The sequence below is a fragment of the Pseudomonas mendocina genome (assembly GCF_003008615.1).
GTDB lineage: Bacteria > Pseudomonadota > Gammaproteobacteria > Pseudomonadales > Pseudomonadaceae > Aquipseudomonas > Aquipseudomonas mendocina_C.
Genome location: NZ_CP027657.1, coordinates 2,089,098 through 2,105,827 on the forward strand (window position 1 = coordinate 2,089,098; position 16,730 = coordinate 2,105,827).

Here is a 16,730-nt window from a genome sequence, read left to right on the forward strand (position 1 = left end):
GACGGTGGTCGTCCAAGAGCCCCTCATGAAACGCCTGCTTGCGTTACTGCCCCTGCTCTTCAGCCTGACCTGCGCCAGCGCCGAAGACGTGCTGCGGGTGGACTTTCGCGAGCGCCCTCCCGAGATGCGCGCCGTCGATGGCATCCCCAGCGGCCCACTGATCAGCGTGCTGGAAACCGCCGCACAGCGCCTTGGCGTACGCCTGCATTGGCGCCTGACGCCCTTCCTGCGCAGCCTCGACGACCTGCGCTCCGGGCGAGTCGACCTGGTGCCACGGGTACTGCTCACCGAACAGCGCCGCGAGTACATCCACTTCCTGCCCAGCATCGGCAACCAGCAGTTGAACGTGCGCTTCATCGTCCGCCCAGGGCATGAAGCCGAACTGCGTCGCTACGACGATCTCTATACGCTGGCCGTAGGCGTCAAACGCGGCACCGCCTATTTCGAACCCTTCGACAGCGATGTCCTGCTGCAACGGGCCTACGCCAGCGACGATGCACAGCTGGCGGCGATGTTTCGCGCAGGCCGCCTGGACGCCATCGCCGTGCTCGACGTCATGCCGATGGAAGCGCAATTCGCCGCACTGGGTTTCACGGGATTCAGCTATGCCCACTACGTGCATCGCCAGGTGCTGGGCAATCACTTTGGCGCATCGCTCAAGCGCTACCGAAGTGATCGTCGTGCGCTCTACGACAGCCTGGCCGCGGAGCTCGAGCGCATGCGCGCGCAAGGAGAAATCGCGCTGATCTACCATCGCTATGGCGTTCCGCCACCGGATGAAGCGAACCGATAGCCATCACAACCTGTCTCAAGCAGAGCCTGCCGCATACGCGGCACTCATCAAGGAGACACGCCTATGGGTATTATTGGCACCATCTTCATCGGTCTGATCGTTGGCCTCATCGCACGCTTCCTCAAACCGGGTGATGACAGCATGGGCTGGATCATGACCATCCTGCTCGGCATCGGTGGCTCCATCGCGGCCACTTACGGTGGCCAGGCCCTGGGCATCTACGAAGCCGGACAAGCTGCCGGCTTCATCGGCGCAGTGATCGGCGCCATCGTTCTGCTGGTAATCTACGGCGCAATAAAGAAGGACTAGATATCCTTCGTCGGGAGCCGGCATGCCAACCATGCCGGCTCCCGATTCCCGCTGCCACGAGACGTCCTACACCATGCGCCACCTGCTGCTCGCCTTGCTGCTGCTCTCCGGTCTGGCTCACGCCGAACTGCCGGAAACCGACTGGCTCGACCTGATGCCCCCCGAAGACCGCAAGGCCCTCGAGGAAATGCCCGACATCAGCCACGACACCCCCGAAGGCGACAGCACCTTCTACAGCGAAGGCGGTCTGCGCCAACAGGACAAGGATCTGCCTGCGGTGATGTACTCCGCCAAGACCGTCGCCGCACTCGACGGCAAGGCCATCCGCCTGGGTGGCTACCCGGTACCGCTGGAAAGCGACGAGAAAGGCAACAGCACCCTGTTCTTCCTGGTGCCCTATCCGGGCGCCTGCATCCACGTACCGCCACCGCCGCCCAACCAACTGGTACTGGTGCGCTACCCGAAAGGCATCCCGCTCGACGACATCTACGCCCCACTGTGGGTCAGCGGCGAGCTAAAGGTGGAGCAGGTCAGCAACGACCTGGCCGACGCCGCCTACGCCATGGATGCCGGCGAAGTGCGTCTGGTGACCGATGAAGACCTCTAATCCCCTGCTATCCCTGCTAGGAGTTCCAGCATGAAAGCTGCTGCCCTGCTGTTGCTGTGCCTGCTGTCCACCACTGCACTGGCCGTGGAGCCCGGCGAACGCCTGGCGCCCTGGACACTGCTGGATCAGTTCGACGCGCCTTATACCCTGAACGATCAGACCCGCATCCTCCTGGTCGCCCGTGACATGGACGGCGCCAAACTGGTCAACGCCGCCCTGGAAGGCAAGCCCAAGGGCTACCTGGACGAACGCCAGGCCGTGTTCCTCGCCGACATAAGCCGCATGCCCAGCGTCATCGCCACCCTCTTCGCTCTGCCGAAGATGCGCGACTACAACTACCGCATCCTCCTCGACCGCGACGCCCGCATCGCCCCGCGTTATCCGGCTGGCGAGGGTGAAGTGCTGTGGTTGCAGTTGGAGAACGGGAAGTTGGTGGAGCAGAAGGTGTTCAGGGAGGCGGAGGCTTTGGGTCAAGCACTGGAGTCGGTACAGCACTGATAGGGGTAAGCACCTCGCGCACGAAATGGCGCAAGGCACACAGCCCATCATCGTTTAGCGTGAAGCCTGCATAAGAATCCATCGCGCCAACATCCGATCATCTCCCGCTGCGCCTTGCTCACGAAGCAGAAAGAGCGCGGCGGTCAGATAGATTCCCAATTCACGGCCGTCGCTGGCAACGTACAAGGCTGCATCATCCCGCGCCTGCATGATTACCTTTTCGTTACGCCCCTCTATTGCCGCAGTCGTCCAGATGAATGGTGCGGTAGTTGCCATGCTGGTCAGAATAGGGGAGTAAAGCAGCAAACCTGACGATATCAGAGGATCGTTGAACTCAACGTCGCCGACGGCCTTTGCGGCTGAGAGCCAGCACAAGCCGAGCAATGCCACCGTCAACCGGGGAGCGACCATACTCTGGCGACGCTCGGATAACGATGATACTTTCGGCAAGAGGTGCGAGGTTGTCACAGTTTTTTCCTTCTGATTTTCCTAATGAGGAAACTGGTATCTAAGTCGGTTTATCTAATTTCCAGGCGCGCACCGCACGCAGAGGAAAAGCTGCACTAAGTTTTGCAAAGCCACACCGCTCAAGCTATTGTTTTTGGAACCCAGAAACCAAACGGATCTTTTTAAGGGAATTAAGAGATGCGGCAGTTACTCGGTAAAATACCTTTAATCCAGAACACACGTAGTGAAATTGCAAAGTCAGTTGCGAAAAGATCCGCTTACTTACTGAGCGCGGTAGCTCAACCTCAAGGAGACATGGCACAAGGCGTCATCAGTGTCGCTCTTGGACTTTCGAAGAAAGGGCCGATACGCCCCAAAGACCTAGTGGAGCCGTTGACACTTACTCAGTACCTTGATGCAGAAGGGCTTGTTCTGTATTTGGGAATGTCACCAGGAATGACTCAAAATTTTACATATAGCAATGGACGAGGGAAGAGATTTAAATATAAAGCTGGCTCACAGGAGTTTAAAAACTTTATAGAGAGCAACTTGAGCCCTATCGCACCAGTCACATATTGCCCTCCCCAACAAAGGCCCGCCGGCCCACGTGAGAAAGATGATGAGATTTCATTTATAGGCGGGAGCCATGTTAGAAACGCGGGCTGCGCAGAAAAGCAAATCATGTATGCGGTTATGGAAACGGGCGAAGGTGGTTTATTAGGTATCAGCAATACGGCGTTCCCCTACCCTGATTCACCAGACAAGAGCTTGCATAGCTATATTCGTAGAAAGCCAGACGGCACTTTCTATATTTGTCCGTGCAAGACATGCCAGGTGAGGCTAGACCACTACGGCATCAAAAATTTTGACCTTTAAATAAAGCACTTTATCCGCACACTAGTAAAAAGGGACAGATTTATTTATCTGGCAACCTCACCACCGAAAAATAAATCTATCCCCTTTTCGCAAGGCTGATCAACGCTGCTCTGGAAGGCAAGCCCAAGGGTTATCTGGACGAGCGCTACACGGTCTTCCTCGCCGACATCAGCCGCATGCCCAGCGTCATCGCCACCCTCTTCGCCCTGCCAAAGATGCGCGACTACAACCACCGCATCCTCCTCGACCGCGACGCCCGCATCGCCCCGCGCTATCCGGCTGGTGAGGGTGAGGTGCTGTGGTTGCAGTTGGAGGATGGGAAGTTGGTGGAGCAGAAGGTGTTCAGGGAGGCGGGGGCATTGAAGAGTGCTCTAGAGGCGGTAGAGCCGTAAGCCGGAAAGGGGCAGCAGCGCAGATATGTACCGCTGCCCTTTGCTCCTAGCCCGTAAACTCCTTGGCCATGCCTTTAGCCTGATCCAGCCAACCGGGAGATTGCAGTCCAGGCTTGGGGGCACCCTTGTCCATCATGTCCATCGCTTGCCCCAACAAGCCGCTCATATCGCCGGAATCATTAGCCGCCTTGACCGCCTTGACCGCCTCAGCGGCTTTGAAGACGGCTTGCAGCTCTGGCGTAGTAGCGGTTTGCTCGGTGAGCGGTACGGGCAAAGGCATGGCGTTGAGCATGGCCACCACGTCACCAGGCTTTTGAGTAAAGGCTCGTACGGCTTCCATACCCTCCATCATCGGCAGTGCAATACCGGTTAAAGGATCGAATGCACTGATTTCCGGGAAAGCCGGTAATCCTGGCCTGCCCGTCAGTACAGGCGTCGCCAACGAGGGCAGGAAAAGGCCGAGCAAGTAGCGTGGATTACGCTTCTTGATTGAGAGCCCGATACTGGCCAAGGCGATACCCATTCCAACCACGCGACCCGCATTGGCCAGTACCGACAGGCTCTTGTTCGATTCATTGTCGAAATGCACCAGGCGGTAGCGGAAGTAATCGGTGAAAGGCTCGCGCTCGCCAAACGGAGAGGAATTGGTGAACCAGGCACGTGAATCGTGTACCTGCTCATCGAAGAGTGCGATCAAATCCTGCTGCCCATTGACGATAACTCCCGGCATGGCGAATAGCTTGCCATGGCGCTGCGTCCCATTCTGGTAAAGCTCTGCGTACTCCTGAGCTTCATCTTCTTCGTTGATGAGATAGACAGTGCCACCAAGCAACAGGTTGATTATCCCGCCAGGCTCGAATGTATCCTCGAGGACGCCCCAGTTACGCTCGTAATCACGCTTGAACTCAGCGGCGGCACGGCGCAATTGCTGGTCATCCAGCGCTGGCTCGAACGTCTTGTTGGTATTGATGCGCGCATAAGCATCGGTGCCCCCGACCAACTCAAGATCCGCCTCGCGTTGTCGCTGCTCTCGCGCACTGAGCACAGGCGGTTCCTTACCCTGCGCCGCTGCAGCGTTTTCCGCCAGCTTGTGGGCATGCAGGCGCTTCAGAGCATCCCACTCCTCATCGCTCATGTCCTGATCTTTTACATGGCTGTAAAAGCTCTGCTTGTCGATGCCGCCGGCATAACGATCGATACGCCAGGCCGTGATCAGGGCTTGTTCACGCTTGATCACATCCTCGAGAGATTCGGCCTTGGCCTGTTTCTGCCAGGCGTTGAAGCGGATTGTGAGTGTATCGCCTACAGCAAACTCTCCGAATGTCTCAGGATCCATTTTTCGCCATTGTTCGAGGCCCTCTGCAACGGCTTCGGGAACCTGTAAAGGCGCGCCCGCGGCAAAGGCTGAGCGGTACATATGGTGCAGAGGAATCTGCGACAGCAATTCGCCCTGACCACCACGAGCCTTGCCCTGATCGCCAGGCGGATAGCCACCACCCACATCGGTGTGCATACCCGGATAGACGTATTCCCAAGTGTCTTTACGATAGGCGGAAGGGCGTGAGTCATCACGCATCCCATCGGCTGTTTTCTCTCGGCGGCGAATGGAGTCCAGCGGGAAGCTGGCACGTTGCTCATGAGCGGAAACCAGATGCACGCAGCGCTTGAGAAAGAGGCAATCTTCAGGCAGCTCAGTTGGCATGCAGGCCCGCGCCGGGGTTTCGTCCGGCAAGCGCATGGTGCCACTGGCCCAATCCATATGACCGGCAGCGAAAGGCACACTGTCAGCCAGGCCCACTGCGGCCACGGTATCGAACAGGCCGAGAAATTCGATGGAAATGGGCAACCCGGCGAACCGGTATTCGCTGGCCTCGCCGTTTTGCTGGCGCGTCAGCTCCATCAACCAGTTAGCGAAAGCGCGGGCCTGGGCTGCACCACGGGAAAAGCCGTAGACATAGAGGCGCAAGGCGAGGATTTCCGGTTTTTCACCACTGTTTCTCCGCTGCTCCAGCAAACTGGCCAGCTCATCCTCATAGGGTTGCATCGCTGCCTTGCGCTTGCGGGCGCCATTTTCCAATATGCCTCCGCTCAATACGGAAGCAGTCCAGTTGGTGGCCATGGCCTCAACCAAAGCTTGGGTCTGATCAAGTAACAATGGTTGTTGCGTCAGCGTCGTTTGTACAGCATCGATTAGCCGAGTAAGCCCCCAATTGATTCGGTCCTCACCACCACTCGCTCCGATCAGGCCAGCCTGGCTCGGCAGGTACTCTTTAATTTCCTCGAAAACAGTGCCCACACCTGGGCTGTAGTATCGAAAAAATCCTTTTTCTGTTTTCTCGATACTCGCATGGTACAAACGCGCCACATTGCTCGTGCATATCGGGTCGGCAATGGAGTCCGAAGGCTCGTGATTGTTGGTGCCATCGAAGCAAAGGCTTATATGTAGGGCCTTGCAGCAAGGCTCAGAAGCTTCTTCACCCTGTTTTGCGGCAGCGCTTAAAGCTCGGCTCCAGGCTTTTTTCTCGTCTCTTTCCTGTCCACGAATATTAACGAGAACTTCCCATGAGTTTATTGGTAGGCCCGTACGTTCGAAAGGACGTGCAATCAGCACACTGGCAGGTGGCGGGTTCAAGGTTTGGGACATTCCGTATCCTCCATCTTGCGGGGAAAGTTGTATGGATAGTCAGGGTGGCTAGGGAGTACGCCAGCCGCTGTAACTCTGACTTGATCGCATGGAAGAAAATGCACTTTGAGAGGGCCTGGACGGTCGTACTGAGGTATCTCCACCACTACACGGTGGCGAGTGTAATGACTGCGGTGTTCGTCCATACGTTTGTTCCAAGCATCCGAATATGGTCGTTCCGGCCAACTACCGTATCCCCGAGGATTAGGATCTTTCTCCCACTCCACAATGGCTCTAAGCCCTGGTCGCCAATGGCGCGGCACAGAGCCACAACAAACCTGTCCGCCCCCACCACCATAAGGCCCTAGATTTGGCCCTCCAGCGCCGTTGACGGTAAAACGGTTTATGGCAGCGGAAGTGTGGTTATAGCCCTCCACAGGAGCACCGAGCATCTCGGATTCCTTGGCCATACACCCGCTGACAAGCAATAGCACCAGCGATAAACCAACGAATGGGTATCGGCCTATCGGATTGCGGGCGAGCCTAAGGTTCAAGGAGTGGGACATTCCGTATCCTCCATCTTGCGGGGAAAGTTGTAGGGGTAGCCGGAAACCCCATAGAAAATATTGTCTGCCGATACCCTCACCTGATTGCAGGGCAGAAAGTGTACTTTCAACGTCCCTGCCTCCTGGTACTGAGGAATCTCCACCACTACCCGGTGGCGGGTGTAATTAGCTGCGTGTTTCTTATATGCCTCTCGCCATCCATCCGTGCCATGAGGTGGCCATCCAACAGAGGCGCCTGGATTAGGATCTTTTTCCCACTCCACAATGGCTCTAAGCCCCGGTCGCCAATGGCGCGGCACAGAGCCGCAACAAACCTGTCCGCCCCCGCCACCATAAGGCCCTAGATTAGGGCCTCCAGCACCGTTGACAGTGAAACGGTTGATGGCAGCGGACGTGTGGTTATAGCCCTCGACAGGCGCACCAAGCATCTCGGAGTCCTTGGCCATACAGCCACTCAGCAATAGAACCACCAGAAGGCAGGCCAAGGCCCTGTGAGTCATACCCATACCTCAGCAGTCTCTTCAGGCGGCGCAACAGGCGAGTTCTTGGCCAACCAGGCACGGATAAAGGTGTCTCGCTGGTCAAAGTCATGCAGCCCCTCGCGGCTTGCCGCCAACTGCCCATGCATCAGATGGCGCATCAAGGGTTCCTGCTGGGCCATGCCGTAGTCCTGTGGTTGCACCCCCCAACTGCGCCGATAGTCCTCGGCAGCGCTCCAGGCCAGCAGGCTGGACATCTGTGCTCTCGTCAGCCGCAAGACCGGTAGCGGTGAAGGTAATTCCGCTGAACGCATAAAGTTGCCAGGCAAACTACGTTGCTGCCGATCACGATCCCGCCAGTGCCAGGTGATTACCGGGGCGTGGAACCATATCTGTTGCGGATCCAGCGCTTCACTGGTGGGTACCAGCATGCGTGGGTCATAGAAACGCAGCAGGCCACTGCTCCGGCCATCGTTCCACTCGACCTGGGTGCAGTGACGTAGGTGGCTGGCAAGCAGGGCAAAGGGCCAAGGACTGAGCAACGCCAGAAGATGCTGGTGCGCATTCTTGCTGGCGAGCAATTCGTCAAGCCAGGGCTGTTGTTCGAGTTGGTCGAGGCCCACACGGATCAACAGAGGGCCCTTGGCTGCGATGGTCTCTTCTGGCGTGCCTTCCAGAAGCATTGCAATTTCCGGGGGCTGCTCAAGTTTATCGAGGCGTGAAAGCAGCGGATAGCGCAGGTTGCTGGCATCGACCAGCAGATCGAAATACTGCAAACGTTCTTGCTCCGCATGCTCACGGAGCAGATTCAGCCAGGTATGAGTCAAGGATTTCATAGCGTTCCGGTACCTCTCAACGTGCGACTAGCGCTTGGGCTTTGCTTTGCGCACGGAGCAGACATTCTTCGCATACCGCTTGCTGCGGCTTGTCCACGCAGTTGCTGACCACTTGCTCCAGTACATCACCCGCCTTGTCACTATCCGCTGCGCCCGGCAGTACGGGCGGTTTGATGCCGATACCCGAGCCCTTGCCTGGCGCGCCGCCGGCATTGAGCCGGGCCAGTGGGCCGCTGATGGTGATGCCGCCGGGGTCGAGTTTGATGAAGCTGCCGCCGGCCTTGATGGTCAGTTCGATGCCGGCTTCGATGACCATTTTCTGTCCGGCCTTGAGGTGGATCTCGCGGCCGGCCTTGCTCAGTTGTGCGGTGCCCAGCTGAATGTGCTGGTCGGTGGCCACCGTCAGGTGATCCTGCAGTTTGACTTCGACCTTGCGGTCGGCGGTGACTGTCAGGTGTTCCTCAGCCATCAGCTCGGTGTAGCTGTTCTTCTCCACGGTGTCGTGGCGCTCGTTGCCGACGCGGATCTTCTGGTCGTGCTCGATGTTCTCGTCCCAGTCGCGCTGGGCGTGGATGTAGATCTGCTCGGCACCCTTGCGATCCTCGATGCGCAGTTCGTTGTAGCCGCCACCGCCGGGGCTGCTGAGGGTCTTGAAGACGCTGCGGGTCTTGTTCGCCGGCAGGTCGTAGGGCACGACGTGTTCGGCGTGGTACAGGCAACCAGTGACCAAAGGCTGATCGGGGTCGCCTTCGAGGAAGGTGACCAGCACTTCCATGCCGATGCGCGGGATGGTGATGGCGCCGTAGCGATCACCCGCCCAGCTGGAGCTGACGCGTAACCAGCAGCTGGTTTTCTCGTCGGCCTGGCCTTCGCGATCCCAGAAGAATTGCACCTTCACCCGGCCGTATTGGTCGCAGTGGATTTCTTCGCCAGCCGGGCCAGTGACCACAGCACGCTGGCTACCCAGAACACGAGGCTTCGGGTGGGCCAGGGAAGGTCTGTAGGGCACGTCCCAGGGAGTCGCGAGGAAGCGGTTGCGGTAACCCTGGCGGAAATCATCGTCTGCGTAGGCGTCCGCCTTGCCGGTGACGCCACGTAGCAGGGCGGAGAGCCCCTTGCCCAGCACCGAATCACTGGTGACCGACTCTTCCAGTACCTGCGGTTGCTTGCCTTCGTGCAGCACTTCGGTGAGCAGCCAGAGGTCGTTCCAGTCGCTGCGCGGGTGCTCGGAAATCTCCAGCAGGTGCCCGGTGACCAGGCGCGGCTGGTCACTCTGACCGTCGAGCTGACGATAGTCGGCGCGGTGGCGCTCCAGAGCACGTTTGGCCAGGTGCTTGCCGCGCGTGCGGTCGGTGTAACGGCCAGGGTAGTCGTAGTCTTCCAGATCGGGCAGACCGTCGTTCTCACCGGCCTGTTCGCCCTGGTAAGCCGCTTCCAGCAGCAGGCGCGGCTGCTCGAAGTCGTAGTCGCGGCGGGTGGTGCGGCGGGTGCGGGTTTCCAGACGCAGGGCCAGACGCTTGATCACCGGGTCATCGGCGGTCATGCCGCTGTCCTGGATATAGGGCGTGGGTTGGCCGAGCTTGGCGAAGGCGGTCTGATCGTCGCCGAACATCAATACGTGACCGCTTTCGCTGTGCTGGAAGTGGTAGTGGATGCCTTCCTCTTCGCACAGGCGCTGGATGAAGTGCAGGTCGCTCTCGTCGTACTGCACGCAGTAGTCGCGCTCGGGGTAGACGGTGGGGCCGAGCTGGAACTGGTAGCCGCCCTCGACGATGCCGTGCTCTTCCAGCACCTGGGCGACGATCTGCGGCACGGTGAGATGCTGGAAGATGCGCTGGTTGGTGCGATGCGCCAGGTACGCCAGCTGCGGCACGATGGCCAGGCGGTAGCGGGTCAGGCGCTTGCCGGATTCGCCCTGTTCGACGCGATGGATCAGCCCATGGATACCGTCGCCATTGGGACTGAAGGCGAGGAAGGCACGCTGGTGCAGCAGACTCGTCAGGTCGAGATCCGGGCGTTCGCTGATCAGCTCGACGTCGAAGCGGTAGGGCTGGCTGATGGCCTCGCGGCCGTTGAACTCGAGCACCTGCAGGTCATGCTCGACGCCCTCGATGCTCAGGCTGAAATGGGTTTCATTGGCCGGGTTGAACATATGCGTATCCTTTCGAAAGAGTCCTTTTCAACAGCCTGTCATGCCTTGCCCAGCCAGCGTTGCAGGCGCGAAGCCGGTGGCCGGCGAAACGCGTCGAGCAGCGCGCTGCAGTCGATCTGCCGCTGGCTTTCCTCGAAGGCCAGCGCCGTACGCAGGGCCTGCCAGCAGTGCAGCGGCACCTGCGCCGGGCGTTGTAGTTGCTTGTCCAGCTCCATGCTCTTGGCCTGCTTGGCACTGAGGCGACGGAACGGGTGTTGTCCACTGGCCAGCTCGACCAGCACGCAGGCCACTGCATAGACATCGGCAGCGGCCGACAGCGCAGCGCCTTCGAGCAGCTCCAGCGCGGCGTAACGCGGCGTCCAGGCGGCGATACGATTGCGGCACAAGCGCGGCAGGCCTGGCAGCAGGCCTTCCACGGGCTGGCCCAGACCATAGTCGAACAAGCGCAGGCCGTCGTCGGCCAACATCACATTGCTGGGCTTCAGGTCGCCATGCAGCACACCGAGTTCATGGGAATAGGCGAGGGCATCGAGCAAGGGGATGGCGATGGCGCGCAACTCCTCCCAGGACAGCCCTTCCGGGCGTTCGCAGAGCAACTGATCCAGGGTCAGGCCGCGCATCAACTCCAGGGTGATGAAGGCGCGCTCGCAGGCGGTGTCGACCTCGAAGCCGAACAGGCGCACCACATGCCGATGGTTGAGCCGCGAGGTGAGGGCGAACTCGCTGTAGAGCAGGGCGTTGGCGTCCGGGTATTCGGCGAAGTCGTCGCTCAGGGTCTTTAGCGCGACGTAGGGCTCGGGGTCGCCGAACTGTTCGCGCAGCAGGTCACGCGCACGGTACACCGCGCCCATGCCGCCGACACCGAGCAGGCGCTCGATCTTGTAGCGGCCGCCGAGCACGTCCGGCAGCTCGCCCGGTGCCTGGCGCGGCGTTTCACGCACAGGCTCCTTGGCCGCGGTGGCGGCCAGGGCGAAGTAGGTGAGGTCACTGGCTTCGGCGGTTTCGGTCATCGGCGGATTACCACGGCGCTGAGGTTGTCACGGGCCGGACCATCGAGCGCGCGCTGGAACAGGCGCTCCACGGCCAGATGCGGCGAAGGCAGGTTGAGGCAAGCGCCCAGCTCGTCGGCCGGCACGCCCTGGTAGAGCCCGTCGCTGCACAGCAGGAAGACATCGCCGGGCAGCACATCGAGTTCGAGAATGTCGAGTTGCAGGGTTTCGCTGGCACCGATGGCGCGGGTCAGGGCATGCGCCGCCGGATGGCGCGCGGCCTCCTGCGGTGCAAGGCCCTGCTCGTCGATCAGTTGCTGCACCAGCGAGTGGTCGCGGCTCAGTTGATACAACCGTGAGGCGCGCCACAGGTAACAGCGGCTGTCACCGGCCCAGACGCAGACGGCGCGCTCGCCTTCGAGCAACAGGGCCACCACGGTGCTGCCGATCACCGTGTCGGTGCGCTCGGCAGTGACCGTCAGCTCCTGGCCGAGGCGATGGTTGAGCCGGTGCAGGCACTGACGCAACTCCGCGAGGCGCTGGTCGAAGCTACCCTCCGGCAGCTCAGCCAGATGCTCGACAATCAGGCGACTGGCCAGGGCGCCGTTCTGGTGCCCGCCCATGCCGTCGGCCACCACCCACAGGCCCTGCTCGGGCAGGGCCAGGAAGGCGTCCTCGTTGCGCGCACGCACCTTGCCGGTGTCGGTGCGCGCGGCGCTGCGCCAGGCGTTGGCGACTTCACTCATCAGAGCGTCGCCGGCAGCTTGAAGCTGCGCAGCAAGCCGATGTCGAACGGGTTCGGCGAGCGCTGGCTGTGCAGCAGGTAGTTGGCGTGCAGACCACCGAGGTTGGCCTTGAGGATCAGCACGTCACGACCGCTGTGGTAGTCCACGTCCATCAGGTCGAGCAGGCGGAACAGCGACCAGGGGCCGGTGTTCTTCTCGATACCGACGCGGCGGCCACCCAGCTCTTCGACCACCAGGCTGGTGCGGTCTTCCTCGCTCGCTGCCGGCCAGCGGAAGGCGGTGGCGACGATCGGCCCGTGGCGGTATTCCAGTTGCTGCTTGCCGAAGCGGAAGTCGGCGCGGCTCAGGCTGGAGTCCAGCGAGTAGGGTTCGAGCTTGAACAGCACCTGCGGCTCGGCCGGGTTCTCGGCGAAGAAGCTGCGGCGGATCACCTGGGCACGGCTCATCTGCAGGAGGAACTCGCGCGACAGCGGCAGGCCACGGCCATCGACACGACGCAGGCGGTATTCGTCGGCACTGCCGCTGACGAAGGGACGCAGGTAGCTGTCGAAGAAGCGTTCGGCGATGCCCTGAGCCTTGAAGAACTCGCGGAAGTCGGCCACCGCCACATCGCTTTCGCTGTGCGCGGTGAACGGATAACGCTGCTTCAGCGAGTTGTCGTAGGCGGCGTACAGCTCGCTCTGGTAGCGCTGGTTGAGGAAGTGGTAGGCGTCGTTGAGTACCAGCGTCCAGCTGTCCTCGGCCAGCAGCGCCAGCCAGTTGCCTACCGGTTGCGGCAAGCGCGAAGCGGCGCTGCGTACCTGGTTGATCGCATCGCGCTTGCCGCCCATGCGCGCCTTGGCCATCTCGAACGCGGCCTGATCGCTGGCGCCGGCGTTGGCCAAACTGGCCAGCTGACGTTGCAGCTCGTCCAGCGCCTGCAGGCCGGCGGCCAGTTCGACACCGGCACCGCCGTTATCGTCAAGCAGCTTGTGCAGGCTCTCGAAGCGACGTTCCAGCGTCTTGCGCGCGGTGTCCGGGGTGTTCTTGGCCAGAGCCTGCTGCGCTTGTTCGGCAGCGGCGCTGGCCAGCTTGGCGGCCTTGCCCAACTTGCCCTTGGTGCCTTCCAGCGCGGCAGCGGCGGCACCGGCGTCGTCAGCAGCCTCGGCCAGCCCCTTGAAGCGGGTGTTGTCGCGCACTTCCACCAGCAGTTGCAGCAGCGGCGAGTTGGCGGCAGTCAGGCCACCCAGCAGGCTGGCGCCACGACCGGCGCTGCCGATCGGCTCCAGGCTGAGCTGGGCGATGGCTTCGCCCCAGTAGTTGCCGTAGTCACGGAAGTACAGTTGCTCCAGTTCCACCATCAGGCGACCGAGGTCACCGGCGCTAAGGGTTTCGCCTTCGCCCAGCACCCAGTTGTCACGCAGGATCTCACGCACCAGGTTGCCGCCCTGAGCGGTGAAGGTCTTGCTGTAACCGCTCTGGGTGTAGAAGCCGGGGATGGCGTAGTCGCTGCCGTTGATCAGACCGGCCTGCGGGCCGAGTTTCTGGCTCAGGCGGTAGTCCGGCAGGCTACGTGCCTGCTCACGCAGCATGCGGTAGACGACGTTGGCCAGCGACTCGCTGCGCAGCACCTGACGTGCCTGGGCAACCAGCTGGGCGTTGAGCGCATAGGGTGCGAAGGATTCATCGAGCAGACGCGCGAAGTGCGTGTTCAGGCCATGCTGCGCCGGGCTGTTGCCGGCGTAGCGCAGCGACCAGTCGGCAGCGACCCATTCTTTGAGGAAATCGGCATCGCGGCGCTCTTCGAGGTTGAGCATCAGGTAGGCGCGCAGGCTGCCGAGCAGGCGTTCACGGTCGCTGAGGTTGGCGCGGATCTGCGCTTCCAGTTGGCGCGCCACGCGTGGCAGCAAGAGGTTTTCCAACTCGGCGCGGTAGGTCGAGTGCAACGACGGATTGACCGCCTCGCCCTGGAACAGACCAGTACGCTGCAGGTAGGACACGTCGCCCTTGGGTGGGAACACCAAGGTCGCGGCGTAGCTGCTGTCCAGTGCCTTGAGCACCTGCTGGGCATCGTCCTGCGGGCTGATCGCACCGTGCTCGCGGGTGAGCTTCTGGGCGATCTCGCGCAGTTCTTCCAGACGCCCGTGGTTGGCCGAGAAGCCGGTGGCCCAGAGCACACCGAACAGCGCCAGCACGGCGAAGGCGGTGGCATACATGGCGCGCTGGCCCCAGTCGATGCGGCGCACTTCCTTCTGATCCAGGCCGGCCAGCTCCGCCTCGGGGAAAATCACCTGGCTGAGCAGGTGGTGGATGAAGCGTGCACGACCACTGCGGAAGGTCGGCAGCGCACTGCCGGCCAGGCCGAGGTTACGGCCGATGCCGGCAGTCAGCGGGTCGAGCTGCTCACTGAGTTGTGGCGCGCTGGTCAGATAGAAGCCGCGCAGCTTGCTGGCTCGCTGGTAGCGGTTGCCGGCGAAGGCCAGTTCGATGAACAGGCACAGGCGCTCGCCGATCTGGCCGAGCTGGTGCGGGAAGTCGAGGATGCGACCACGGCGCTGGGTATCGCGCTCCTGGTGCATACGCAGGATCACCTGGCTGTTGAGGCGGCGCAGCAGTTCTTCGAACTCCTGACGCACGACGCTTACATCGCTGGCGTTCTGCTCCTTGCGGAAGCTGGCGCCGAGCACCTGCTCGCTTTCCTCACGCGACAGCTGGTCGAAGAACTCGTCGAAGCCCAGCACCTTGTCGGCCTTGCTCAGCACCAGGTAGACCGGCACATCGGCGCCCAGACGCTGATGAATCTCGTGCAGGCGCTGGCGGGTCTGACGGGCCAGGGTTTCCAGCTCCACTTCGCTGCCGCCCTGCAGTTGCTCGACCGGGATGCTCACCAGCACACCGTTGAGCGGACGCGCGCGGCGCTGGCGCAGCAGGCCGAGCAGGGTGCCCCAGGCGCGACCGTCGACCTGAACGTCAGGCTGGGTCAGGTAGCGGCCGGCGGTGTCGATCAGCACGGCGTGGTCGGCGAAATACCAGTCGGCGTAACGGGTGCCGGACACGTCCTTGGTCAGACGCTGGTTGTCGCCACGGTTGAGCGGAAAGTCCAGTCCGGAGAAGTCCAGCAAACTGGTCTTGCCGCTGCCCTGCGGACCGAGCAGCAGATACCAGGGCAGGTCGTTGCGCCATTTCTCGCTGCGACCACGGTACAGAGTGGAGCGTTTGAGGGTGCGCAGGGCGTCCTTGAAGCGATGGCGCAGCTCGTTCTGCTCCTCGCTGATCTGCTCCTCACGGCGCAGGCGTTCCTGCGCATCGGCATCGTTCTCTTCGGCCTTCTTGCGCGCAGTGGAGCGCCAGCTGGCGAATACCATGCCCAGGCCCCAGAGCAGGAACAGCAGGCTGATGGTCAGCAGACGGCTGGTGGCCGACTCCCAGAATTTGTAGTCACTGACCGCCAGCAGCGGGCCGACGAACCACACCAGCAGCGCAAGGATCAGAACCAGCAACAGGCTCCAGACCCAGGTCTTGCGGAAAAAGGCGCCAAGTTTGGCGAAGAAACTCTTCATTTCACGTCATCCATGCTGACACCCGAGGCCGGGTCGAGTTGCTGGTACGGCTTGAGAACGGTGTCGCGCTGCTCGCCGAGCACCCAGGCGAAGCCGGCGTACATCATCACCAGGCACATCAGGGTGAACAGCGCCACCAGCCACCACGGCACGATGCGTACCAGGCGCCGACGGGGGTCCTTCAGGCCCTGCCAGTGCGGCGAGACTTCGCGCGGCACGTCGCCGCGCAGCTGGCGAATCTGCCGGTAGAGGCTGTCGCGCACCGCTTCCAGTTCGAGCATGCCGCGCTGCAGCACGCGGTATTTGCCTTCGAAGCCGAGCGACAGGCACAAGTACATCAGCTCCAGCATCGGCAGGTGCTTGACCGGGTTGCGCGACAGGCGCTCGAGCAACTGGAAGAACTTCTCACCGCCGAAGGTCTCGTTGTGGAACGAGGACAACAGGCTCATCTGCGACCACTGGCTCTCGTTGCCCCAGGGCGTGGTCACCACCGCCTCGTCGACCACGGTGCACAGCACGTAGCGGGCGGCCATCACCTGGCTGCTCTCGGCGCCGTCGTGCAGGGCGCGGTGCTCGAACAGCTTGATCTCACGGGTCAGGCGCTGATTGAGGGCGTCCAGATCCTCGCTCTCAAAACTGTGCTTGAGGCGCACCACTTCCGAGAGCAGCGAGGACGCCGCCGCCACCAGTGGGTTGAGGCTGATGTTGAAACTCTCCGCCGGACGCAGGCGCGCGGCGAAAATCATGCGCTCTTCCAGCTGCTCGAATTTCGGCGGCGCGCTGAAGTCGGTCAGCGGGCTTTCTGCGCGCGATTCACCCTTGCGGTTGAGGATGACCGTCTTGTCATCCTGGCCGTATTCCATTTCCTTGGTTGTCAT

General features: G+C 61.4%; 15 protein-coding genes and 1 pseudogene. 6 read left to right on the plus strand and 10 right to left on the minus strand.

Annotation, left to right across the window (positions count from 1 at the left end):
• Nucleotides 1-25 precede the first annotated feature (25 nt).
• The 4 genes from C7A17_RS09700 to C7A17_RS09715 all read left to right on the plus strand — a co-directional run bounded on the left by C7A17_RS09700 (nt 26) and on the right by C7A17_RS09715 (nt 2,207).
• On the plus strand, nt 26-793 hold the full coding sequence (locus tag C7A17_RS09700) for a substrate-binding periplasmic protein (protein ID WP_106737842.1): 768 nt from the start codon (nt 26-28) through the stop codon (nt 791-793).
• Nucleotides 794-856: 63 nt separating this feature from the next.
• Nucleotides 857-1,102 (plus strand): GlsB/YeaQ/YmgE family stress response membrane protein, encoded by a 246-nt coding sequence (locus C7A17_RS09705; RefSeq protein ID WP_106737843.1) that lies wholly within the window; start codon nt 857-859, stop codon nt 1,100-1,102.
• A 73-nt stretch (nt 1,103-1,175) separates the two neighbouring features.
• Nucleotides 1,176-1,709, plus strand: a complete 534-nt coding sequence (locus tag C7A17_RS09710; RefSeq protein WP_106742837.1) for a DUF3299 domain-containing protein — start codon at nt 1,176-1,178, stop codon at nt 1,707-1,709.
• 30 nt (nt 1,710-1,739) lie between these two features.
• Nucleotides 1,740-2,207, plus strand: coding sequence for an FAD/FMN-containing dehydrogenase (locus tag C7A17_RS09715; protein ID WP_106737844.1), 468 nt, complete (start codon nt 1,740-1,742; stop codon nt 2,205-2,207).
• Between the two features lie 54 nt (nt 2,208-2,261).
• Here the strand turns inward: C7A17_RS09715 and C7A17_RS09720 are convergent, their stop codons facing one another.
• Nucleotides 2,262-2,675, minus strand: a complete 414-nt coding sequence (locus C7A17_RS09720) for a DUF2388 domain-containing protein (RefSeq protein ID WP_106737845.1) — start codon at nt 2,673-2,675, stop codon at nt 2,262-2,264.
• Between the two features lie 177 nt (nt 2,676-2,852).
• Here C7A17_RS09720 and C7A17_RS26740 point away from each other — a divergent pair, with 177 nt between their 5' ends.
• Entirely contained in the window at nt 2,853-3,530 is a 678-nt protein-coding gene (locus C7A17_RS26740) for a hypothetical protein (protein WP_158704651.1), read from the plus strand.
• A gap of 89 nt (nt 3,531-3,619) precedes the next feature.
• Nucleotides 3,620-3,922 (plus strand): annotated as a pseudogene (locus tag C7A17_RS09725) (FAD/FMN-containing dehydrogenase); the annotation flags it as partial.
• A 46-nt stretch (nt 3,923-3,968) separates the two neighbouring features.
• On the opposite strand, the gene C7A17_RS09730 reads toward C7A17_RS09725, so the two are convergent.
• From C7A17_RS09730 to icmH, 9 genes are all read right to left on the minus strand, one after another.
• The gene (locus C7A17_RS09730; protein ID WP_106737846.1) at nt 3,969-6,566 is read right to left on the minus strand and encodes a T6SS phospholipase effector Tle1-like catalytic domain-containing protein; all 2,598 of its coding nucleotides are present in this window, start codon (nt 6,564-6,566) and stop codon (nt 3,969-3,971) included.
• On the minus strand, nt 6,551-7,015 hold the full coding sequence (locus C7A17_RS09735; protein WP_234035937.1) for a DUF3304 domain-containing protein: 465 nt from the start codon (nt 7,013-7,015) through the stop codon (nt 6,551-6,553). The genes C7A17_RS09730 and C7A17_RS09735 overlap by 16 nt, the downstream gene beginning before the upstream one ends.
• A gap of 80 nt (nt 7,016-7,095) precedes the next feature.
• A complete protein-coding gene (locus C7A17_RS09740) occupies nt 7,096-7,611 on the minus strand; it encodes a DUF3304 domain-containing protein (protein WP_106742840.1) in 516 nt (171 codons plus the stop codon).
• The gene (locus C7A17_RS09745; RefSeq protein WP_106737848.1) at nt 7,608-8,426 is read right to left on the minus strand and encodes a DUF4123 domain-containing protein; all 819 of its coding nucleotides are present in this window, start codon (nt 8,424-8,426) and stop codon (nt 7,608-7,610) included. The genes C7A17_RS09740 and C7A17_RS09745 overlap by 4 nt, the downstream gene beginning before the upstream one ends.
• A gap of 16 nt (nt 8,427-8,442) precedes the next feature.
• Nucleotides 8,443-10,578 carry a type VI secretion system Vgr family protein gene (locus tag C7A17_RS09750; protein WP_106737849.1) on the minus strand — a complete coding sequence of 712 codons (2,136 nt, stop codon included), beginning with the start codon at nt 10,576-10,578 and terminating at the stop codon, nt 8,443-8,445.
• A gap of 38 nt (nt 10,579-10,616) precedes the next feature.
• Nucleotides 10,617-11,588 carry a serine/threonine-protein kinase gene (locus tag C7A17_RS09755; protein WP_106737850.1) on the minus strand — a complete coding sequence of 324 codons (972 nt, stop codon included), beginning with the start codon at nt 11,586-11,588 and terminating at the stop codon, nt 10,617-10,619.
• Nucleotides 11,585-12,313: a PP2C family protein-serine/threonine phosphatase gene (locus C7A17_RS09760; RefSeq protein WP_106737851.1), complete on the minus strand. Its 729-nt coding sequence runs from the start codon at nt 12,311-12,313 to the stop codon at nt 11,585-11,587. Before C7A17_RS09760 ends, C7A17_RS09755 begins: the two co-directional genes overlap by 4 nt.
• Nucleotides 12,313-15,852 (minus strand): type VI secretion system membrane subunit TssM, encoded by a 3,540-nt coding sequence (gene tssM / locus C7A17_RS09765; RefSeq protein WP_106737852.1) that lies wholly within the window; start codon nt 15,850-15,852, stop codon nt 12,313-12,315. The genes C7A17_RS09760 and tssM overlap by 1 nt, the downstream gene beginning before the upstream one ends.
• Nucleotides 15,849-16,730: a type IVB secretion system protein IcmH/DotU gene (icmH, locus tag C7A17_RS09770; RefSeq protein ID WP_106737853.1), complete on the minus strand. Its 882-nt coding sequence runs from the start codon at nt 16,728-16,730 to the stop codon at nt 15,849-15,851. Before icmH ends, tssM begins: the two co-directional genes overlap by 4 nt.